This is a genomic window from Achromobacter sp. Root170, from assembly GCF_001428165.1.
Classification (GTDB): Bacteria; Pseudomonadota; Gammaproteobacteria; order Burkholderiales; family Burkholderiaceae_B; genus Achromobacter; species Achromobacter mucicolens.
Genome location: NZ_LMHN01000001.1, coordinates 948,691 through 970,738, shown reverse-complemented (window position 1 = coordinate 970,738; position 22,048 = coordinate 948,691). Strand labels below are relative to the sequence as shown.

17 protein-coding genes are annotated in these 22,048 nt (G+C 67.1%); 11 read left to right on the top strand and 6 right to left on the bottom strand.

What is annotated here, in order from left to right; translation table 11 throughout:
- Nucleotides 1–151: 151 nt before the first annotated feature.
- On the top strand, nucleotides 152–1,597 hold the full coding sequence (locus ASD87_RS04465; RefSeq protein WP_056317661.1) for an RNA polymerase factor sigma-54: 1,446 nt from the start codon (nucleotides 152–154) through the stop codon (nucleotides 1,595–1,597).
- A 55-nt stretch (nucleotides 1,598–1,652) separates the two neighbouring features.
- Here ASD87_RS04465 and ASD87_RS04460 read toward each other — a convergent pair whose 3' ends face one another.
- The 3 genes from ASD87_RS04460 to ASD87_RS04450 all read right to left on the bottom strand — a co-directional run bounded on the left by ASD87_RS04460 (nucleotide 1,653) and on the right by ASD87_RS04450 (nucleotide 6,526).
- Nucleotides 1,653–2,018 (bottom strand): hypothetical protein, encoded by a 366-nt coding sequence (locus ASD87_RS04460; RefSeq protein ID WP_056317659.1) that lies wholly within the window; start codon nucleotides 2,016–2,018, stop codon nucleotides 1,653–1,655.
- 133 nt (nucleotides 2,019–2,151) lie between these two features.
- Nucleotides 2,152–5,148: a GAF domain-containing protein gene (locus tag ASD87_RS04455; protein ID WP_056317657.1), complete on the bottom strand. Its 2,997-nt coding sequence runs from the start codon at nucleotides 5,146–5,148 to the stop codon at nucleotides 2,152–2,154.
- A 97-nt stretch (nucleotides 5,149–5,245) separates the two neighbouring features.
- On the bottom strand, nucleotides 5,246–6,526 hold the full coding sequence (locus tag ASD87_RS04450; protein WP_056317654.1) for an MFS transporter: 1,281 nt from the start codon (nucleotides 6,524–6,526) through the stop codon (nucleotides 5,246–5,248).
- A gap of 106 nt (nucleotides 6,527–6,632) precedes the next feature.
- Between ASD87_RS04450 and ASD87_RS04445 the strand changes: the two genes are divergently transcribed.
- Together ASD87_RS04445 and ASD87_RS04440 are read left to right on the top strand one after the other, a co-directional pair.
- Nucleotides 6,633–7,532, top strand: a complete 900-nt coding sequence (locus tag ASD87_RS04445) for a LysR family transcriptional regulator (protein ID WP_056317651.1) — start codon at nucleotides 6,633–6,635, stop codon at nucleotides 7,530–7,532.
- Nucleotides 7,533–7,686: 154 nt separating this feature from the next.
- Nucleotides 7,687–9,339, top strand: a complete 1,653-nt coding sequence (locus ASD87_RS04440; protein WP_056317648.1) for a mucoidy inhibitor MuiA family protein — start codon at nucleotides 7,687–7,689, stop codon at nucleotides 9,337–9,339.
- A 4-nt stretch (nucleotides 9,340–9,343) separates the two neighbouring features.
- Here ASD87_RS04440 and ASD87_RS04435 read toward each other — a convergent pair whose 3' ends face one another.
- Both ASD87_RS04435 and ASD87_RS04430 read right to left on the bottom strand, forming a co-directional pair.
- Nucleotides 9,344–10,654 (bottom strand): ferric reductase-like transmembrane domain-containing protein, encoded by a 1,311-nt coding sequence (locus tag ASD87_RS04435; protein ID WP_056317645.1) that lies wholly within the window; start codon nucleotides 10,652–10,654, stop codon nucleotides 9,344–9,346.
- Between the two features lie 153 nt (nucleotides 10,655–10,807).
- A complete protein-coding gene (locus tag ASD87_RS04430; RefSeq protein ID WP_056317642.1) occupies nucleotides 10,808–12,034 on the bottom strand; it encodes an EAL domain-containing protein in 1,227 nt (408 codons plus the stop codon).
- Nucleotides 12,035–12,347: 313 nt separating this feature from the next.
- On the opposite strand from ASD87_RS04430, the gene ASD87_RS04425 reads away from it, so the two are divergent.
- The 8 genes from ASD87_RS04425 (at nucleotide 12,348) to ASD87_RS04390 (ending at nucleotide 21,569) form a co-directional block, all read left to right on the top strand.
- The gene (locus ASD87_RS04425; protein ID WP_056317640.1) at nucleotides 12,348–13,481 is read left to right on the top strand and encodes a 3-deoxy-7-phosphoheptulonate synthase; all 1,134 of its coding nucleotides are present in this window, start codon (nucleotides 12,348–12,350) and stop codon (nucleotides 13,479–13,481) included.
- Between the two features lie 113 nt (nucleotides 13,482–13,594).
- Nucleotides 13,595–14,086, top strand: coding sequence for a hypothetical protein (locus tag ASD87_RS04420; protein WP_056317637.1), 492 nt, complete (start codon nucleotides 13,595–13,597; stop codon nucleotides 14,084–14,086).
- A gap of 321 nt (nucleotides 14,087–14,407) precedes the next feature.
- Nucleotides 14,408–15,130 (top strand): response regulator transcription factor, encoded by a 723-nt coding sequence (locus ASD87_RS04415; RefSeq protein WP_056317634.1) that lies wholly within the window; start codon nucleotides 14,408–14,410, stop codon nucleotides 15,128–15,130.
- A 7-nt stretch (nucleotides 15,131–15,137) separates the two neighbouring features.
- Nucleotides 15,138–16,007, top strand: a complete 870-nt coding sequence (locus ASD87_RS04410; RefSeq protein ID WP_056317632.1) for a CoA ester lyase — start codon at nucleotides 15,138–15,140, stop codon at nucleotides 16,005–16,007.
- A gap of 327 nt (nucleotides 16,008–16,334) precedes the next feature.
- A complete protein-coding gene (locus tag ASD87_RS04405; RefSeq protein ID WP_056318739.1) occupies nucleotides 16,335–17,966 on the top strand; it encodes an ATP-binding cassette domain-containing protein in 1,632 nt (543 codons plus the stop codon).
- A 134-nt stretch (nucleotides 17,967–18,100) separates the two neighbouring features.
- The gene (gene asd, locus ASD87_RS04400) at nucleotides 18,101–18,970 is read left to right on the top strand and encodes an archaetidylserine decarboxylase (RefSeq protein WP_056317629.1); all 870 of its coding nucleotides are present in this window, start codon (nucleotides 18,101–18,103) and stop codon (nucleotides 18,968–18,970) included.
- A 107-nt stretch (nucleotides 18,971–19,077) separates the two neighbouring features.
- Complete coding sequence (locus ASD87_RS04395; protein ID WP_056317628.1) at nucleotides 19,078–20,298, top strand: alpha-hydroxy acid oxidase; 1,221 nt, start codon at nucleotides 19,078–19,080, stop codon at nucleotides 20,296–20,298.
- Nucleotides 20,299–20,399: 101 nt separating this feature from the next.
- The gene (locus ASD87_RS04390) at nucleotides 20,400–21,569 is read left to right on the top strand and encodes a metallophosphoesterase (protein ID WP_056318737.1); all 1,170 of its coding nucleotides are present in this window, start codon (nucleotides 20,400–20,402) and stop codon (nucleotides 21,567–21,569) included.
- 15 nt (nucleotides 21,570–21,584) lie between these two features.
- Here ASD87_RS04390 and ASD87_RS04385 read toward each other — a convergent pair whose 3' ends face one another.
- Nucleotides 21,585–22,040, bottom strand: a complete 456-nt coding sequence (locus ASD87_RS04385; RefSeq protein ID WP_056317626.1) for an Lrp/AsnC family transcriptional regulator — start codon at nucleotides 22,038–22,040, stop codon at nucleotides 21,585–21,587.
- Between the last annotated feature and the right edge of the window lie 8 nt (nucleotides 22,041–22,048).

Here is a 22,048-nt window from a genome sequence, read left to right as displayed (position 1 = left end):
CTTACCACCGGCTTTGTAATACTGGCTCAGCATGCCGCGTTCCCGGGGCGCCTTCGCCCCTTGAACGAGGCTGGCACGATCTTTGCGTATAGAAGGTGAATGAGCCGCCTTCCGGCGGCTGCCCCTTCAGGAGACTCGATTGGGCCACCCCATGCAAGAACTTCGCCTGCGCCAGCAAATGACGCTCGCGCCGCGTCTGCAACAGTCCGTCAAGCTGCTTCAGATGTCGGCGCTTGAATTCACCACGGCCGTGCAGCACGCGCTGGCCTCAAACCCTTTTCTCGAAGATCCGGACGATTCGGACCCCGAGTCGGCGGCCCCGGCTGCGCCTGGCGTCCGCGGCGAGACGGCGGACATGGAAGGACAGCCCGCCCCGGAGCCCGTTGCGGCCTCAGACAGCCCGGAGGGCGACGAGCCTCCGCCCGACGCGCCCGCCTATTCCGGCGACTACCCCACCCACACGTCCTCCGGCGGCGACAGCGATCTGGGCCAATGGGCCTGCGCCAACGTGTCGATGCGCGATCGGCTGTCCTTCGAACTGGGCAACTATCACCTGCAGCCGCGTGATCGCCTGCTGGCGGAGTTCATCATCGACGCGCTGGACGACGATGGCTACCTGCGCACCCCGCTCTCCGCGCTTTGCACCTCCGCGGATGCGGACATCAGCCCGCTTCCGGAGGAATCCGAATGGATGGCGGCGCTGCGCCTGGTGCAGCAGCTGGACGCCCCCGGCATTGCCGCGCGCGACTTGCGCGAGTGCCTGATCCTGCAACTTGCCGCGCTGCCGGACGAAGACGACGACACGCGCGCACTGGCCCAGAAAATCGTCCAGGAACATCTGGAGCGGCTGGGCAAGAACGATTACGTCGGTCTGCGCCGCGCGCTGGGATGTGGCGATGACGCCCTGCGCGACGCCTGCGCGCTGATCCGCCGGCTGGACCCCAAGCCCGGCGGCCGCTACAGCGGCGACACGCCGGTGTACGTGGTGCCGGATGTGTTCGTGGACAAATGGCAGGGACGCTGGCGCGTGCTGCCCAACCGCAGCGCCATGCCGCGCGCGCGGTTGCACAGCGCCTATGCGGATCTCTTTCGCCGCGCCCGCCTGGACGACCGCAGCCCCATGGCGCAGGAACTCCAGGAAGCGCGTTGGCTGGTGCGCAATGTGGAACAGCGCTACACCACGATCCAGCGCGTGGCCGAGGCCATCGTGAAGCGCCAGCAGATGTTCTTCGAATATGGCGAAGTGGCGCTGCGCCCGCTCATGCTGCGCGAAGTGGCGGACGACCTGAACATGCACGAGTCCACCGTCTCGCGCGCGACCGTGAGCAAGTACATGACCACGCCGCGCGGCGTTTTCGAATTCCGCCACTTCTTCTCGCGTGAATTGGCCACGGAGTCGGGCGGATCGTGTTCCGCAGCCGCAGTGCGTGCGCTCATCAAGGAAATGGTGGACGCCGAAGATCCGGCAATGCCCCTGTCCGACGTGGCACTGACGCAGCAACTGGCCTCCAATGGCATCCTGCTGGCCCGCCGCACCGTGTCGAAGTACCGCGGCCAATTGCGCGTGCCGCCCGCCGAGCTGCGCCGCCAGCACTGATCAGCCCTGCGGCCATAAAAAAGGCTTCCTTGCGGAAGCCTTTTTGTTGGGCTGCTTACTTGCTGCCGCCCGTGTTCGGATATCCCGGAGGAGGCGTAGCGCCAGCGGCCGGGGTCTTCGGCACGTTGTCATTGGCCTCGCGCTTGCGATTGGGCATTTCCGACCCATGCTTGTCCGACTTCATGTGACCGCTCTTGTCCAGGTTCGGCGGCGTCGTGCCCGTATTGGGCGCGGCGTTCGGAGCGGGGGGAATCTGTCCCGGGGGCACCTTGGTATTGGGCGGCACGGCAGCCCCGTCGTTCGGCGTCGTGGACGGCGAAGTCGGGGGGGTGCTGCGGCCCGTGGACTGGGCATAGGCACCGCCAGCGGTGGCAACGCCGGCAATCAAAGCAAACGCGCAGGTCATGGCACGGTATTTCATAGCGTAGCTCCTTCCTTGGTTGAAATGCACCGGCCTAGTCGCAAGCCCCGTGCCTGACCCCCTGCCCGCCTTCTCCCCTATTGGTAGTCCTCCATGCGGGGCATTTTTTACCTGCGTTTGCAACACTTGACCCTCAGCCTGCCCGTTGCGGCCCCGCGCTCTCCTCCAGCATGCGCTGCACGCGCTCGCCCAGCGCATCCAGCGAGAACGGCTTGACGATGAGTTCCATGCCTTCTTCCAGGAACCCGCCCGCGCTGGCCGCGCTTTCGGCGTAACCCGTCATGAGCAGAACCCGCAGGCCGGGATGCGCGACGCGCGCGGCGTCGGCCAGTTGGCGGCCGTTCAAATTGGGCAGGCCCACGTCGGTCACCAGCAGGCTCAGGTTGCGCGTGGCGGTCACCAGCTCAAGGCCGGCTTCGCCATCGCCGGCCGTCAACACATGCAGCCCCATGTCCACCAGCGACTCCCGCACCATTTCCCGCACGTTCATATCGTCTTCCACGACGATAACGAAGGCCTGGCCCGCCGACGCCGCCTTCGCGCCCGTCGCCCGCGGCGTTTCGGCCGCCATTTCCGGCACGCCCTGATGGCGCGGCAGATAGAGGCGAACCGACGTGCCGACGCCTTCGGCGCTTTCCAGCACGGCACTGCCGCCCGCCTGCTTGGCAAAACCGTAGGTCATCGACAGACCCAGACCCGTGCCCTCGCCGAGCGGCTTGGTCGTGAAGAACGGATCGAAGGCGTGCGCCAGCACGTCGGGCGACATGCCGCACCCCACGTCCGACACCGTGACCTCGACGAACGCGCCGGGATTGACGCCCGGGTTCTGGCGCAGTGACGCGGCGTCCAGGTGCGTATTCGCCGCGGCAATGGTCAATACGCCGCCGTTCGGCATCGAGTCGCAGGCATTGATCACCAGGTTGAGCATTGCGTTCTCGAACTGGTTCCGGTCGCAGTTCACAGGCCACAGACCCGGCTCCAGATCGAAGACCAGGTTCACACGCTCGCCGGTGTAGCGATGGAACAGGTCCGTCATGGAATGCAGCGTGGCTTCCACACTGAACGGCTTGGGGTCGATCGGCTGGCGCCGCGAGAACGTCAGCAGCCGCTGCGTCAGATGCGCGGCCCGGTTCGCGGAATCCATGGCCACGGTGATGAAACGCTGCGCCTGTTCCGGCACGCCGGCCGTCAGCTTGCGCTGCACCAGATACAGCGCGCCCGTGATCCCTTGGAGCATGTTGTTGAAATCGTGCGCGATACCGCCCGTCAAGCGACCCACCGCTTCCATCTTCTGCGCCTGGCGCAGCGCATTCTCGGTGTCGGCCAAGGCTTCCGCCTGCGCCTTCAGGTCCGAATCGTCGCGGCCGGCCACATACAGGCTGTCCTCGGACCACGACATGCTCCACGTGATCCAGCTGTAGCCCCCTTCGCGCCGCAACACCCGGTTTTCCACGTGCCGGGCAGGTTGCGCACCGTTCGCCTTGGCGTGCGGCGACCAGGCGGCGCGGGTCGCCTCCAGGTCATCGGGGTGGATCAGCTCTGACAGACCCATCGACAGGAACTGGTCGGGGTTCCAGCCCAGGATGGTTTGCACCGCGGGATTCACGCTGGCAAACCTGCCGCGGCCATCGATGACCGCAAGCAGCTCGGGCGACATCCGCCAGATGCGGTCCCGCTCCGCGATGGCGTGCTCGACCCGCTGCTCCAGCATGCGCGCATACTGAGACCGCTCGACGGCATCGCACATCCGTTCGGCCACTTCCTCGATGAAGGCCAGATCCGCGGGCTTGAGCCGGCTGCTGGACAAGGGGCGGACCACCATCGCCCCGCCCTGCCGCGCCCATCGGCGCATCGGCACCACGATGGCCGACGGCCGGACGTCGCCGCCCTCTTGCGCCACCAGCGGCTGCAGGTAGGTTGTGCGCCCATTGCGCACCGCCTCGAAAAAGTCGTCGCCCAGTTGTTCTGTCGCCAGCGGCTCCTGGCGCGCCACGTACACGTCGGACTGCCAGGACGTGGACACGACGGGCGCCGCGCCGTCGCCGGCCCAATCCAGAACTGCCACCAGGCCCAGCGACAGGTGCTGCCCCAGCCCCGCGCAGGCGGTCTCCTCGATCGCGGCCTGGAGGTGCAGCTCACGCATGCGGTCGCCCAGCGCCAGCAGGAAATTCTTGCGATGCTGGCCTTCCCACAACTCGGTCTCGGCAGCCTTGCGCGCGGAGACGTCCAGGAAAAGCGCCATGATCCGGTCGGGCCCTTCCTTGCGCGCCCGCGCTTCGTACCATGCATCGTTGGGCGCGGGAACGGCAAATTCGAACTGGGTCGGCTCGCCTGTTTCCACGACCTGGGCGAACGTATCCAGGATCTGGCTGGGCACGCCCGGAATCATTTCACGCAGCGTATGGCCCAGCGTGTCGCCTTCCCGCATGCCGCTCTGGCGTTCGAAGGCCGGGTTCACTTCAAGAAAGCGGAAGTCGGCAATGCGGCCATCCTCGCCGCGCAAGGCCTCGGCCAGGAAGAATGCCTCCTGCATGCCCTCGAACATGGCGCGCCAGCGGTCGCCGCTGCGGCGCAAGGCCACGTCGAGCAGATGCCGTTCGATGGCCAGGGCGGCGCTACGCGTGACGAGCGCAATGGCGTCGATGTCGTGTGCCGACGGCAGTCGGCTTTCGTCGTAATAGTTGGAGAACACGCCCAGCAGCCGCCCGTCCGGCGCCTTGATCGGGGTCGACCAACAGGCACGCAGGCCGTGCGCCGCCGCCACGTCGCGCCATGCGGCCCAGCGAGGATCCCGGGAAATGTCTTCCACGTAGACCGGGCTGCCCGAATGCGCCGCAGCGCCCCAGGGGCCGGCCTCCGGTCCGATCATCACCCCGCTTACCGCAGCGTTGAATTCATCCGGCAGGCTGGGCGCGGCGCCATGCACCAGCCTGCCCCCCTTGTCGTCCACCAGCGCGATGGACGCGCGAAGTTTCACGCTCGATTGGGCCTCGATGGCGTGAAGCACATGTTCTAGCACCTGCTGGAGCGGCACGCCGGCAGCGATTCGCTCCAGCATGATGCGTTCGTCTTCAAGACGAGCTAGCGTGTCGGTCCATGGCAGGGACACGCGGTCTTGCTTGGTCAGCATGTTTCCCCCTATCGCAATACGGAATGTACGCGATAGGGACGCGCGTGGGGCAACCCAGCGTAACGCGACGCTACCCTTCCTGGAAAAAAAGAGGCGGTCAGGCGGGCCCCGCCACCCCTGCCGCCGGGTCACGGCGCCCCGTGCGCCAGGCAAGGCCCGCGCTGATCGTCAGTGCGGCCGCCAGCAGGCCGCCGGCCATCGCCGCCACGCCGTGCCAACCGCCAACCGTCCAAAATTGGCCGCCCAGCGCGCCCAGGACGCTGGACCCAACGTAATAGACCAGCAGATATAGCGAGGCGGCTAGCGCCTTGTAGCCTCGAGCCATCTGACCCACCCAGCCGCTCGCGACGGCATGGGCCGCAAAAAAGCCGAACGTGAAGACCACGATGCCCGCGACCAGCACAGGCAGCGAATCCGAGAGCGTCAGCACCAGGCCGGCCAGCGCAAGCCCCGACGCGGCGGACAGCATCGCGCCGCGCCCATGACGGTCGGCCAGGCGGCCGAACCACGTAGACGCGAAGATGCCTACCAGGTAGACGACGAAGATGAAGCCGATGAAGGTCTGGCTAAGCGAGAACGGCGGGAGCAACAGCCGGAAGCCGACATAGTTGTAGACGGCCACAAAGGCCCCCATCAGCAGCCCGCCCATGGCGAACAGTGCGCACAGCGGCCCATTCTTCAAGTGCGCGCCGGCGCCGGCCCGCACGTCCGACCAGACGCCTGCCCACCCTTGGCCGCGCCGCGGCGTGAAGCGGCGCGAGGCCGGCAGGAGCCACAGGAACAGCACGGCCGCGACGATGCCCAGCAGTCCCAGCGTTCCCATCGCCGCGCGCCACCCGAAGTGATCGGACACCAGGCCGGTGATCACCCGTCCCGACAGCCCGCCAAACGCGCTGCCGCTAATGTAAAGCCCCATCGCGAAGCCCAGCGTGCCCGGTTCGACCTCCTCGGCCAGATAGGCCATCGCGACAGCCGGCACCCCGCCCATCGCCACCCCTTGCAAGGCGCGCAGGGCCAGCAGGCTCTGCCAGTCCGGCGCGACCGCCGCGACGGTGCCAAGAATGGCGGACGCGAACAGCGACCACGCCATGACGCGCTTGCGCGGCAGCGCGGCCGAAAACAGGCCGACAAAGAAAATGGCGATCGCCAGCAAACCCGTGCACAGCGACAGCACCAGGCTGCTCTGCGCGGGCGAAACCTGGAAAGCCTGGGTGAACAGCGGCATCAGCGGCTGCACGCAATACAACAGCGAAAACGTGGAAAAGCCGGCGGCGAAGAGCGCCCATTGGGCGCGGCGCAGACCCGGCGTGCCGCGCGCCAGATACGCCGGCGCCGAAACGCCGGGGTCTGTTGCGTGACTTGCAGAAGGGGTAGACATCAGGATTCTCGAAAAACACCCGGGCAGGAGCCCGTGGAGAACAAGGTAGACATTTCCCCTGCATATGTCCAATATATGAAACCGCTCCTGTCTATATTTAAAACCGATGGAACTGCGTCACTTGCGGTATTTCACCGCCGTCGCCGAGGAACTGCACTTCACGCGGGCGGCCGCCCGCCTGGGCATCGGCCAGCCCCCGCTCAGCCAGCAGATCCAGCAATTGGAGCGCGAGATCGGCACGCCGCTCTTTCTGCGCCTGCCCCGCGGCATCGCGCTGACCGAAGCCGGCGTGCAATTTTTGGACGACGCCCGCGCCATCCTGGCCAGCGCCGACCGCGCCGTCGATATGGCCAGGCGGCTGGGGCGCGGCGAACGCGGCGCCATCACGGTCGGCTTTACCGCGTCGGCCGTCTTTCATCCCTACCTGCCCCGGGCCATCCGCGCTTTTCGCGACCGCTATCCGGACGTGCGCATCACGCTGACCGAAAGCAATACCGTCACGCTGCTGCGGGGCCTGCGCGCGGGCGACGTGGACGTGGCGTTTGTCCGCCCGCCCTATGTGCTGGACGCCGAATTCGAATCGGAGCGGGTGCTCGATGAGCCCATGCTGATCGCCCTCCCGCCGGACCATCCGCTCAGCAGGAAGCGCGCGGTCCCGATCGCCGCGCTGGCCGAGGAGGACTTCGTGCTTTATCCGCGGCCCATCGGCGCGGGCCTGTACGACGCCATCCAGTCCGCCTGCCAGCGCGCCGGCTTTGCCCCGCGCGTCATCCAGGAAGCGCCGCAGATGGCGTCGATCGTGAGCCTGGTGGCGGCTGGCGTGGGTATCTCCATCGTGCCCGCCGCGATGCGGCACATGGGCGCGCAGGGCATCGAGTACCGTCCCATCAAGGGCGATGCGCCCCATGCGCTGCTGGACATGGCCTACCGGCGCCATGACCGCTCGGTAGCCGCCGAAAACGCCGTTGGCATGCTGCGCCGGCTGGCGCATCCAGAACGGGAGTGAAGCCGAACTCCGGGCGTGGCCGTATCGGCCTGTCGCGTTTGTCATTTTCTGTAAACCTGCGGCGCGGGGCTGCGACTAGACTCTCGCGCTTGCGGGCGATGCGTCCCCTGGAATCCGCGATGCCGGCCGCGCCCAACTTTTCAAAGGTGACCCCGTGAAACGTACCCTTCTGGCCCTGGCCTTTGCAACGATTCCCGGCTTCGCCGCTGCCGCCGCGCTGCCCTCCGCCATCGGCGCGGTCACCGTCTATCAGGACCGTGCGGTCGTCACCCGCGCCGCCAGCAGCGACCTGGCCGCCGGCGAACACGAACTGATCCTGGACAACCTGCCCGCCTCGCTGCAGGAAAACTCGCTGCAGGTGTCCGCCAAGAGCACCGGCCAGGCGACCCTGCTGGACGTCAAGGTCAGCGACGTCTACCAGACCGACACCGCCAACGAACGCGTGCGGTCGATCGAAGCGCAACTCGACAAATTAACTGCCCGGCAAGCCGCGCTCGACGACGAAGCCGCCGTGCTCGACAACCAGCGCGAACTCATCCTGATGATGCAGCGCGGCGCCACGGAACCTGCCAAGGATGGCGCCCGAATCACCCTGGATGAACTGAAGGCGATCCAGACGCTCAGCGCCGAGTCGCTGGCCACGACGCTGGCTGGCCTGCGCCGCGTCACCGAACAGAAGACCGCGCTGGAGCGCGAAATGACGGCACTGCAAACCCAGCTTGGCCAGGTCCGCGGCGACGCCGGCCGGCGCACCAAGAAGGTGGCGTTGCGCGTCGGCATGGCACGCGCCGGCAAGCTGGACCTTGCGCTGTCGTATGCCGTGGCGGGCGCGCGCTGGACGCCCGCCTACGATGCGCGCCTGCGTCCGGCCGATCGCCAGGTGGACCTGGGCTATTTCGGTGTCATCCGTCAGAACACGGGCGAAGACTGGAACAACGTGAAGCTGACGCTGTCCACGGCCCGGCCGTCGCTGGGCGGCGGCGCGCCCACGCTGCGCCCGTGGATCATCGACGTGGCCGCCCCTCCCCCGCCCCCGCCGCCCCGTCCCGCCGCCGCGCCGGCCCCTGCTGCCGTCCAGGCCGAGATGCACGCCAAGCGCGCGCCGCGCGCCCGCGAGATGGAAGACAGCGCCATGTTGCCGGAGCCGCAACCCGAGGCCATCGAGCTGTCAACGGCCCAGGTCCAGAATGCGGCAACCAGCGCGTCGTTCCAGATCCAGAACCCGGCAACGCTGCTGTCGGACAACACCACGCAGCGCGTTGCCATCGCCACGGCCAAGCTGCCGGCCACCTTGCAATACCAATCCACGCCCGCACTGCGCGAAACCGTCTACCTGACCGCGCAAGCCAGCAACAACACCGACTTTCCGTTCCTGGCGGGTCCGCTCAATACCTTCCTGGACGATGCCTTTGTCGCCACGGGCGCCATGAAAGCGGTCATGCCCGGCGAAAAGCTGGAACTGGCGCTGGGCGCGGACGAGGGCATCTCCATCAAGCGCCAGCTGGTCAACCGCTACACCGAGAGCACCGGCTTTTCGGGCAGCGGCAAGCGTGTCACCTACGAGTACAAGATCACCGTCAAGAACAACAAGTCGACCAAGGAACAGGTGACCTTCAAGGATCACCTGCCCATCTCGCGCAACGAGAAAATCGTGGTCAAGCTGCTGTCGCCCGCCGACCGCGACATCAAGCGCGAAGAGGACGGCAAGCTGGTGTGGGACTGGGAGCTCGAGCCGGGCAAGTCGCGCGAGACGGTGTTGAAGTTCTCGGTGGACTACCCGGGTGATATCGACGTGTCCGGCCTCTGACGCGCTAGCGCATCTGGAAGGCTTCCTGGTGGAACAGTTGCCGCACCGGCATGCCCCGCCGGTGCAAGCCGTCTTTCAGCGCGTCGGCAAAGCCCGTCGGACCGCAGAACCAGACACTTGGCCAGGGCGTCCCTTCCTGTCTGGCCTGCGCCAGCTCGGCGGCCGTCAAGGGCCGGTGCTCGTCGCTGTAGCGCACGTCCAATTTCACGCTTGGAACGCGCGCGCACAACTGGCGCAACCGGTCGGCGAAAGGCGCATCGGTCGCATTGCGGGCGCAGTAATACAAGGTGGCGTCGGGCGCGTCCGCGGGCCGCGTCTGCAAGGCCTCAAGCCATGAAATGAAGGGCGTCACGCCGATGCCAGCGCCCACCCAGATCTGCCGGCGGCCCTCGTCCCGGCGAAAGTCGAAACAGCCGTATGGCCCTTCAATGGTCACCGCCTGCCCGGCCGCCAGGCTCTTCTGCAGGCGCCGCGTGTAATCGCCGAGCGCCTTGATCGAAAACTGCACCCTGCCCGAGCCATCGTCGGCGCCCGACACCGTGAAGGGGTGCGCGCCTTCCTTGCGATCCGCGGTCAGGAAGGCAAACTGCCCGGCGCGGTGATGCCAATCGCCCTCGACACGACAGGTCACGCGCAGGATGTCATCCGACAGATGCTGCACCTCCAGCACGGTGCCCTTGTAGCGGCGCGCCCGCCCGATGCGGCCCGTCAGCGCCATGACAGCGCAGATGGATCCGACCGCGGTCGCAAGGCCAACCAGCCACCCCGCCGGCTGCGACCACCACGCGGCGGGCGTGAGCACGACGCCATGAAACGCCGCCACCAGGAAGATCACGGCGGCAATGCGATGGACCTGGCGCCACACGTGGTACGGGAACCGGCGCCACAGCGTTAACAGCACCATCGCCACCAGGATCCAGACGGCGTATTCGCCCAGATCCTTGGCCGATCCCCGGAACATGTCCAGCATGGCCGCGGCGCGGGGCGTCTTGGGAACCGGATCGAAGATGGCCAGCAGCAGCGGCTTGGCGAGTTTGATGAGGTAGTGCGCCGCCGCCAGCGCGGTGGCCAGGATGCCGCACCACTTGTGCAGCCGGTACATCTTGTCCAGGCCATCCAGCCGCTTTTCCAGCCAGACCGGCCTGACCGACAGCAGCATGATGAGCGCCATCAGCACATAAGCCGCCAGACCTGTCAGCAAAATCAGTTGGTCGCGCCACGTCCATACGTTGAAGGCGGCGGGCGGCTGCAGCCGCAAGGCAAGCGCCCAGGCCAGGACGCTGACGGCAAGGATCGTGAAAAGGATTCGGCGCATTGGCATCGCTCCCAGTAAATCGGCGGCCGTGCCGAACCGAGACAGGCCGCAGACATAATGGTAGTTTCGCCCAGCGCCGCTATTTCGCGTACCTGAGCCGTTCTTTGACGGGAATCAAGCCCATCCCGGCAAAAAATGCCGCGCCGCCCGCGCTCAATGCGCCCGGCAATACTCGATGAATTCGTCCGCGGACAACGGCATCGAAATCCCATAGCCCTGCGCCAGGTCGCATCCCAGTTCGCGAAGCAACTGCACGTCGCGGTCCTGCTCCACCCCTTCGGCAACCACGCGCCGCCCCAGCACCCGCCCCATTTCGATCGCCGCCGCCACGACGGCACGCGAGGCTGGCTCGCGGTGCATGTGGACGATGAAGTCCCGGTCGATCTTCAGTTCGTTGAACGGCATGGCCGAGAACAGGCGCATGGAGGCGATGCCCGCGCCAAAATCGTCCATCGCCAGCTCGAAGCCCCGCACGCGCAACAGGTTCAGCGTGGACGACAGCGCCAGCCAGTCGGTCACGGGCTCATCTTCGGTAAGTTCGACCTTGATCAGACGGGCCGGCAGCCCCGCCTGCCCCACCTTCTGCTCCAGCAGGCCGGGCAGGTCGCGCGAGCAAAGCGTGGAGGCCGACGCGTTGATCGCGATCGGCACCGCGACATCCGCGTCCTGCAGCCGGCGCAACACCTCCAGCACGCGGTCGGTGACGCGGCTGAACAACATGCGGTCCATGCCCAGCCGATGCGCCGCAGGAACGAAGTCCGCCGCGGAGATCGCGCCCAGCTTCGGATCCACCCAGCGCGACAACGCTTCGGCCGCCACCACGCGCCCGGTCGACAGGCTGATCTGGGGTTGCAGCACCACGCTCATGTTGGTGCCCGAGAGCAGCGCCTGGCTCAGCGCCGCCTCCATCACCTCGCGCCGCACGGACTTGGGTTTGTCCGGCGAGGCCGACTCGTCGTCGATGCTGCGCAGCGCGTTCTTGATGGCCTGCTGCATCGCCACGCGCGACACGGGCTTTGAAAGCGCCTGCGCGGAAGGGCAACCGGCCTGCAGGGCCAGCCGCACATGCGACTGGAGCAATTCGTCGCTCAGGCTGCTGATCCAGATGATCGGCGGCATGCTCTTCAAGCGCCCGGCGTCCACCAGCCGCCGCAGGTCGTTGGGAAGGCGCGTGCCGTCGCCCTCGCCCATCACGATGTCGCTGATGAGCACGTCATGGTATTGGCGCGTGATCGCGCCCACCGCCTCGATGCTGCTTCCCAAGCCCGCCACGCGGCGGTAGCCCAATGCCAGCAACATGTTCTGCAGATAGGCGCGTTCGACGGGATGGTCTTCTACAAGAAGAATCCGTCGGGACGATCCGGCATCGGGTTTTGGCATTGCTGACCGTCCTGAACTGTGCCTACGGAAAGAAGCCATGCGCGGCCCCCGCCTGCGCCTGCCGCTGGCCGGCAGCGCCGGCCTGCTGAGAGCGTGCATCAATGCTAAAACATCCGCGCGAAAAGTGTCCTTATCGATAACGGGTTAATTCAGTTCGCCGCCGATAGACGTAGCCGCCGGATTATCCGCCGTCCGGCTCCATACATTGGGGCCTGTCCCCGCAAGCGGACATGGCGATGGCACCCATCCGCCTCCACCGTCCGCGGGTGCGATAATGGCGGACTTTCCCGCATCTACGGCACGGAGCTTTCCCTTGACCCGCATTGACGACCCCCTGCACGACCGCGAGGTCGGCGCCGCCGACGCCACCCAGGACAACACCCGCACCGACGACACCCGCATCAGCGCGGTGCGCCCGCTGATCTCGCCTGCGCTGCTGCAGGACGAACTGCCGGTGTCGCCCAGCATCCAGAACCTCGTCGAGCAAAGCCGCGCCGAGATCGCGGACGTGCTGCACGGCCGGGACGACCGCCTGGTGCTGGTCGTGGGCCCATGTTCCATCCACGATCACGCGCAGGCCATGGAGTACGCGCGCAAGCTGCGCGCCGCCGCCGACGAGCACAAGAAGGATTTGCTGATCGTCATGCGGGTGTATTTCGAAAAGCCCCGCACCACCGTCGGTTGGAAGGGCTACATCAACGACCCGCGCCTGGACGGCAGCTTCCGCATCAATGAAGGCCTGCGCCGCGCCCGCGAGCTGCTGCTGGACATCGGCGGCCTGGGTCTGCCGATTGCCACCGAATTTCTCGACCTGCTCAGCCCGCAGTACATCGCCGACCTGATCGCGTGGGGCGCCATCGGCGCGCGCACGACCGAAAGCCCCAGCCATCGCCAGCTCAGCTCCGGCCTGAGCTGCCCGCTGGGCTTCAAGAACGGCACCGACGGCGGCGTGCAGATCGCAGCCGACGCCATGGTCGCCGCCAGCGCCAAGCATGCGTTCATGGGCATGACCAAGATGGGCATGGCCGCCATCTTCGAAACCCGCGGCAATCAGGATACCCACGTCATCCTGCGCGGCGGCAAGCAAGGCCCCAACTACGATGCCGCCAGCGTGGACGCGTGTTGCGCCGCCCTGCGCAAGGCGGGCCAGCGCGAACAGGTCATGATCGACTGTTCGCACGCCAACTCCAACAAGTCGCACGTGCGCCAGATCGACGTGGCCAACGACATCGCCGCCCAGGTCGCCCAGGGCGACAGCCGCATCACCGGCGTCATGATCGAAAGCCACCTCGAGGAAGGCCGCCAGGACCTCAAGCCCGGCGAACCGCTGCGTCACGGCGTCTCCATTACCGATGCATGCCTGGGCTGGACCCAGACCGAGCCCGTGCTGGCGGCGCTGGCGCTGGCCGTGCGCCAGCGCCGCGAAAAACTGGCCGCCCGCGGCTGATCCTGTCGCCGGGCAGCGGCCGCCCGCCGCTGTTACAGCACATTCCTGAAACAATTGGTATCATGCGGGGCTTCGGGGTCTCTCGACCCCTCCCCGCTTCCCTTCGCTCAGGTATGGATCGTTCTCGCCTTGTCGCGGCCGCGCCGGCCGCATCGCCCCCCGTGCGCCACAGCATTTTCATCTACACCGAAGAACAACGCGGCAACCAGATGGTTGAGTCGCGCATCCTCGGCATGATGTCCGACGTTTCCGGGTCGGAAAAACTCATCGTCGTGCAGGATCCGTTTCACGGCTTCAAGTACGTCTACCGGATTGACCACGAAAGCAACAATCTCGACGCGGCCGCCATCACCGAAATCGACGAATCGCTGTTCAACGGCAAATCCTCGATCGAGATCAACGCCATGTCCTACCGCCTGGGCACGGCCGAGAACGCGGTGAAGCTGTTGCGCGGCAAGACGCGATGGATCCAGGACAAGGGTTCGGTGCTGTCGGTGCTGCTGCAAAATGCTGCTGCGCGCAAGACGCGCTTTGCACCGGGCCGGATCGAACGCGATCGGATGCGCAAAGTGCCCGATGGCGTGCCGGTCGAATTACTCCCTTAGTCGGCCAGGACGGTATCCGCGCTGTTTTTCTTATCCACAGAATTTGTGGATAAGAAAAACGCAAACGCACGGCTGATGGCCTTTCGGGCGATGCGCACCGGGCTGCGCAATTTTTGACCAGCCCCTTTTTGCCCACGGACTGGATCGCATCCTTGATCCATGACGCGCCGCCGCAACGGCGGGGATGATATTCTGCGCGCAAGCACGCGGGATACGCACACCGTCATCCCCTGATTTCCGCGCGCACGCGGCCCCCTATCGAATTCAAAGCATGACGAGAACATCCCTGTTCGCCCGAGGAGCGCGCAAGCGCGCCGCGCCGTGACGATCATCGTCGTCGACGACCACGGAGATTGGCGCGATTCCATCGCCGAGTACATCCAGGACCTGGGCCTGGACAAAGCCATCCTCACCGCGGGCTCGCTGGCCGAGCTGGACAGCCTGTTGCTTACCGTCACCCCCGCCATCCTCGTGCTGGACGCCATGCTGCCGGACGGCGACGGGCTTGCGCGGGTATCGCACCTGCGCACCACGTATCCGTCGATGGGCATCATCATGCTCACCGGGCGCCTCTTGAGCGAAGACAAGGTATCGGGCCTGAGCCTGGGCGCCGACCACTACCTGACCAAGCCCGTGAATCTGGCCGAGCTGGGGGCCACCCTGGTGGCGCTGTCCCGGCGCCTGCGCGTCGTGCCGGCCGCCGACACCGAGGACGCGCAGTCGGACGCCTGGCGTTTTGACCCGGCGCGCCGCACGTTGACCACGCCCAGCCAGATAAGCGTCGACATCACCGACACCGAAAGCCGGCTGATCGGCGCGCTGATCCAGGCCGCGCCGCTGCCGCTGACGCGCGCGCGCCTCGTCGAAGCACTGGGCGCAAGCGTCGAGGCCTACGACACGCATCGGCTGGATGCCCACATGCACCGGCTGCGGCGCAAGCTGCGCGCGCTGGCCGGCGGCGACCTGGGCATACGCACCGTCTATGGCGTGGGCTATGTCTGCACCACGCCCGTTACCATCGTGGGCAGCCTGCCCAAATCCTGAGACCGCCATGACCGCCCCGCTCCGCCCCCGCCGTTCCGTTCTCTACATGCCCGGCGCCAACGCGCGCGCGCTCGACAAGGCGCGCACGCTCGATGCGGACGCGCTGATCCTGGACCTGGAAGACGCGGTGGCGCCCGATGCCAAGGAGCAGGCCCGGACACAGGTTGCCGCGGCGCTCCGGGAAGGCGGCTACGGGCGGCGCGAGTGCATCGTGCGCGTCAACGCACTGGATACGCCCTGGGGCCTGGACGACGTGCACGCCATTGCGCAGGCCGGCGCCCATGCCGTGCTGCTGCCCAAGGTCGAGAGTCCGGCCCAGTTGGCGGCGCTGGCGCAAGCGCTGGACGCGGCCGGCGCGCCCGCCGGCCTGCCGCTGTGGGCCATGGCCGAAACGCCGCTTGGCTTTCTGCGTCTGGACGCCATTGCAGGCGGCCACGCACGGCTGGCCGCCATCGTCGTCGGCACATCGGATCTGGTCAAGGACCTGCACGCGCGTCACACGCCTTCGCGCGACGAGACGCTGCTGGCACGCTCGCTTGCCGTCATGGCCGCCCGCGCGCACGGCCTGGCCGTGCTGGACGGCGTGCACCTGGACCTGAACGACGACGCCGGGCTGCAAGACGCATGCCGGCAAGGCCGCGATCAAGGCTTTGACGGCAAGACGCTGATCCATCCCCGCCAGATCGCCGCCGCGAACGCGGCCTTCGCGCCGACGCCCGAGGAACTGGACACCGCACGCCGGCGCCTCGAGGCATGGACTGCGGCGCAGGCCGAGGGCAAGGGCGTGGCGGTCGTCGACGGCGCATTGGTCGAGAACCTGCACGCGCAAGAGGCCGAGCGCGTGCTGGCGCTGGCGCAGGCGATCGGCGCGGCTTAAACGCGGCCTTGCGGCAACGCCGGCTGCGCGGCGCGGCCTACGGGGCCGAAGGTGCGCGCCCGGAGCTTCCCGCCCGGAGCGCTGTCCGCCCGAGGCTCCCCGCCCGGAGCTTCCCGCCCAGAGCTGCCCGCCCGGAGCTGTCCGCCCGAGGCTCCCCGCCCGGGTACAATCCCCCCTCGCGTTCGGAGTTGGGTTGCTTCCATTCCGTTCATGCTTCGCGCCGGCGCGCATGTTGCGCGCGCCCGCCCGCCCCGCTTTCCGCCCTTTGCACCGCGCCGCTGGCCGGCGCCTTGCCGCGCGCCCGTCGCGCCATCCCGTTTCGTAGTCATGATCCGCTTCCAACAAGTTTCACTCATGCGCGGCGTCAAGCCGTTGCTCGACAAGGTCGACCTGCTTCTGAACCCCGGCGACAAGATCGGCCTCATCGGCGCCAATGGCGCGGGCAAGTCGAGCCTGTTCGGCCTGTTGCGCGGCACGCTGCACGCCGACCAGGGCGACCTGGACTATCCCGCGTCGTGGCGTGTGGCGCACGTCGCGCAGGAGACGCCCGCGCTGGATCGCCCCGCCATCGAATACGCCATTGACGGCGACACCACGCTGCGCAAGCTGGAAGCGGAACTGGCCGCGCTGGAAGCCGAGCCGGAAAGCGCGGAGAACGGTCTGCGCATGGGCGAGATCTATGCCGCGCTGGCCGACGCCGATGCCTACACGGTGCATTCACGCGCCGAGCAGTTGCTGACCGGCCTGGGCTTCACGCAGGCGCAGATGCACCTGCCGCTCACGAGTTTTTCAGGCGGCTGGCGCATGCGCCTGAACCTCGCGCAGGCGCTGATGTGTCCGTCCGACCTGCTGCTGCTCGACGAGCCCACCAACCACTTGGACCTGGACGCCATCATCTGGCTGGAAGACTGGCTCAAGCGCTATCCCGGCACGCTCATCGTCATTTCGCACGACCGGGACTTCCTGGACGGCGTGGTGAACGTGATCGTCCACATCGACGAACGCAAGCTCAAGCGCTACTCCGGCCATTACTCGTCGTTCGAGCGCCAGCGCGCCGCGCAGCTTGAACTGGCGCAAGGCATGATGGAAAAGCAGATGCGCCAGCGCGCGCACCTGCAATCGTTCATCGACCGCTTCAAGGCGCAGGCCAGCAAGGCGCGGCAGGCGCAGAGCCGGATCAAGGCCCTGGCGCGCATGGAAGAAGTGGCGCCGCTGCGCGCCGCCGCCGAATTCTCGTTCGAGTTCCGCGAGCCGCTGCGCGCCCCCAATCCGCTGCTGACGATGGACAAGGTCAGCGCGGGCTACCGCATCGAGGACGAAGCGACCGAAGCCGTGTCCGACAAGATCATCGTGTCGGGCATCAACTTTTCGTTGCAGGCGGGCCAGCGCATCGGTCTCTTGGGCATCAACGGCGCGGGCAAATCGACCTTTATCAAGACCATTGCCGGCGAGATCGAGTCGCTCGCCGGCGAAACGCAGTTCAACAAGGGGCTGTCCATCGGCTACTTCGCCCAGCACCAGGTCGAGATGCTGCGCCACGATGAATCGCCGCTGTGGCACATGACCAAGATCGCACCCACCGTGCGCGAACAGGAACTGCGCAACTTCCTGGGCAGCTTCAACTTCAACGGCACGATGGCCACCAGTTCCATCGCCCCCTTCTCCGGCGGCGAAAAAGCGCGCCTGGCGCTCGCGCTCATCGTGTGGCAACGCCCCAACCTGCTGTTGCTGGACGAACCCACCAACCACCTGGACCTGGAAACCCGCGAGGCCCTGACCGACGCGCTGGCGCAGTTCGAAGGCACGCTGGTGCTTGTCTCGCACGATCGCCACCTGCTGCGCGCCACCACCGACCAGTTCATCATCGTGGCCGACGGCAAGGTCAACCCGTTCGATGGCGACCTGGACGACTACAAGGACTGGCTCTACAAGACCAAGCTGGCCGCCAAGGCCGCCTGAGCGCTTTTTGCGCGCCGCGCCCGGCCAACCGCGTTACAATCGCGCCGAATTGCCGGACTCCAGCTTCAACCTGGCCCGCGCGGCACCTTCAACCACGTCCCGCTGCATGCGGGACGCGTTTTTTAGCGCCCTAGATGCCTATCAAAGACCAACTTTTTCTTGCCAGCCAGTATCTCGCGCCGCACCACCTGGTGTCGCGCTTCTTCGGATACGCATCGGACTGCCGCGAACCCGCGGTGAAGAACTGGATGATCTCGCGTTTCGTCCGCAAGTACGGCGTGAACATGAGCGAGGCGCTGCAAGAAGACCCCTTGGCCTACGACTGCTTCAATGACTTCTTCACGCGTGCGCTGAAAGACGGCTCGCGGCCGCTGGACGAAGAGCCGGGCGCGGTGGTGTGCCCGGCCGACGGCGCCATCAGCCAGATGGGCGCCATCGAACAGGGCCGCATTTTCCAGGCCAAGGGCCACAGCTACGGGCTTGCCGACCTGCTGGGCGGCGACACCGAGCGCGCCGCGCCCTTTCAGGGCGGACAGTTCGCCACCATCTACCTGTCGCCCAAGGACTATCACCGCGTCCACATGCCCGTCGCCGGCACGCTGCGCGAAATGATCCATGTGCCGGGCCGTCTGTTTTCCGTCAATCCGCTGACCGCCCGCAACGTGCCGCGCCTGTTCGCGCGAAACGAGCGCGTGGTGTGCATCTTCGACACCGAACACGGTCCCATGGCGGTCGTGCTGGTGGGCGCGATGATCGTGGCGTCCATCGAAACCGTGTGGGCGGGTCTGGTCACCCCGCACAAGCGCCGCATCAAGTCCGTGCGCTACGACGCGGCCGCCCGCGCGCCCATCCATCTTGAGAAAGGCGCCGAGATGGGCCGCTTCAAGCTGGGCTCCACGGCCATCGTGCTGTTCGGGCCGGACAAGATCCGTTGGGCCGATACGCCCTCCGTGCTGGGTCCGGTACGCATGGGCGAACTGCTGGCGCTGCCCGTCCAGGTGTAAATCACCCCGATGCCGCTTTTTCGCCTAGAGCGAACAAGCTGCTTTGGTTTTATTCGCTTTCAGCCGCAAACGGGCGTTGTTAGATTACGGGCTTTTACCGGCCCGCCATGACCACAACCGCCCTGCCCGCCGCCGCGCCTCGCGCCACTGCCCGTCCGCTGTCCCGCGCACTGGGGCGCATGCTTTCCCTGGACGATTTCGAGACTGCGGCGCGCCGCCGCCTGCCGCGACCCATCTTCGGCTACATCGCTGGCGCGGCCGAAGACAACCAATCCCTCAAAGGCAACCGCGACGCGTTCGCCCAGTACGCGTTCACCCCGCGCGTCCTGGTCGATGTCTCGCGCCGCACGCAGCAGACGGAACTGTTCGGCCGCACCTACGCGTCGCCCTTTGGCATCGCGCCCATGGGCATCAGCGCGCTGTCGGCCTACCGGGGCGACATCGTGCTGGCCCGCGCGGCGCGCGAGCAGAACGTCCCCGCAATCCTGAGCGGCACGTCGCTGATCCCGCTTGAAGCCGTCATTGAAGAAGCGCCCGGCACCTGGTTCCAGGCCTATCTGCCCGGCGATCCCGCCAAGATCGATGCGCTGATCGAACGCGCGCGGCGCGCGGGCTTCGAGACGCTGGTGCTGACCGTCGACATCCCCGTGTCCGCCAACCGCGAGAACAACGTGCGCACGGGGTTTTCCACGCCGCTCAAGCCCAGCCTGCGCCTCGCGCTGGACGGCCTGGCGCGCCCGCGCTGGCTGGCCGGCACGTTCCTGCGCACGCTGCTGGCGCACGGCATGCCGCACTTTGAAAATTCCTTTGCCACGCGCGGCGCACCCATCGTCTCGGCGTCGGTGCTGCGCGACTTCACGGCGCGCGACCACCTCAGCTGGGAGCATGTCGCGCGCATCCGCAGGCAATGGCCGGGCACGCTCATCATCAAGGGCATCCTGCATCCACGCGATGCGGCGCTGGCCCGCCAGCACGGCGCGGACGGCATCATCGTGTCCAACCACGGCGCGCGCCAGCTTGATGGCGCGATCTCGCCGCTGCGCGCGCTGCCGGGCGTGGTGGCGCAAGCAGGCGCGATGACGGTGATGATGGACAGCGGCGTGCGGCGCGGCACGGATGTGCTCAAGGCGCTGGCGCTAGGCGCGCGCTGCGTGTTCGTCGGCCGCCCGTTCAACTACGCCGCGGCGGTGGGCGGACAGGCGGGCGTCGCGCACGCCATCGGATTGCTGCGCGCCGAGGTCGACCGCAACATGGCGATGCTGGGCATCAACCGGCTTGATGAAATGGACGCCAGCCTCATCTGCCGGGAAGGCGAGCTGCCGGCCTGACCAGACCGGCGCGCGGTGCAACGCGCCACGCGCCGGCGGGGCATAGAATGGCGGTTCCCTGGTTTTCTGCGCGTCGTTCCGCGGCGCGCCTGCCCGCTGCCGTGTCCCTGCGCCAATCCTCATTCTTCCTGCGGTTCCTGACCCTGGGCGCCCTCGCCCATGTGTACGTCGGCGCCCGCCTGATTCCCGATCTGCTGCTTGGCCGCGAAGGCGACGCCGCCGCCATTCTTTTCCTGGTGCTGTCGTGCGTGCTGATCCCGATGGGCATGCTGGCGCGTTCGTCCGTCAATCCGCCATGGGGGGACCGCATCGCCTGGGTCGGCCTTTTGGCAATGGGGCTGTTCTCGTCGCTGTTCGTGCTGACGGTGCTGCGCGACGCGCTTCTACTGATCCTGTGGCTGGGCAACCTGGCGGCGGGCGCCAGCCTGCCCTGGACCGAACTGCGGCGCGCCAGCGCATGGACGGTCATCGTGCTTGCGCTGGCCGGCACGCTGGCGGGCTTTTACAACGCGCGGCGGCGCGCACGCGTGGTCGACGTGGACGTGCCCATTGCCGGCCTGCCGCAGGACCTTGACGGCTTCACCATCGTGCAGATCAGCGACATCCACGTCGGTCCGACCATCAAGCGCCGCTATGTCCAGGCCATCGTCGACGCGGTCAACGAACAGCTGCCAGACATGATCGCCATCACGGGCGACGTGGTGGACGGCAGCGTCGAGCAGCTTGCCGCGCAGTCCCGGCCGCTGGGCGATCTGCGCGCGCCTTTCGGCGTGTACCTGGTCACCGGCAACCATGAATACTATTCGGGCGCGGCCCCGTGGATTGCGGAATTCCGACGCCTCGGCCTGCGCGTCCTGCTGAACGAACACGCCGTGATCCATCCGTCGGGCCTGCCCGTGGTGGTGGCGGGCGTCACGGATTACAGCGCCGGGGCCTACGATCCGCATCAGCGCAGCAATCCAAGGGCGGCGCTGGCCGGCGCGCCCGCCGACGCCGCCGTCCGAATCCTGCTTGCGCACCAGCCGCGCAGCGGGGCCGCGGCCGAGCCGGCGGGCTACACGCTGCAGCTCTCCGGCCATACCCATGGCGGGCAGTTCTTTCCGTGGGGATTCTTCGTGCGCTTCCAGCAGCCCTTCACCGCCGGGCTGCACCGGCTGGGAAAGATGTGGGTCTACACGAGCCGCGGCACCGGTTACTGGGGGCCGCCGAAGCGCCTGTGGGCGCCGTCTGAGATAACGCGGCTGCGGCTGCGCACCGCTACGTCGCGCTGACCGCAAGGCGGTCGCTCAGGCCGCCTCGGGCAGCGGCCCGCGTTCCAGATAGCTGGTCAGCGCGATGTCGCTGGTGGTGTTGCTGATGCCTTCGATCTGATGGATGCGGGCCAACAGCAGTTCCAGCGCCTGGGTGTCGCGCACCCTTACCTTCAGCAGCATGGCGCTCTTGCCCGTAATGGTGTGTATCTCTTCGACTTCGTTCAGTTCGGCCAGACCCAGCACCTGTTGGGTGATGGTCCAGTTGATCGTGTCCACATGCACGAAGGCCAGCAGCGGCCGGCCCATCTTCGCGCCATCGAGCTTGGCGGCAATGCCCTTGATGAGGCCATCGCGCTTGAGCCGCTTGACCCGCTCGTGCACGGCGGGCGCCGACAGGTTGAGCAGCTTGCCCAGCTCCGCATAGCTGGGCGTGGCGTCGTCGGCCAACAGCGTCAAGAGTTTCCGGTCGCGGTCATCGAGGTCAGACATGGGAATGC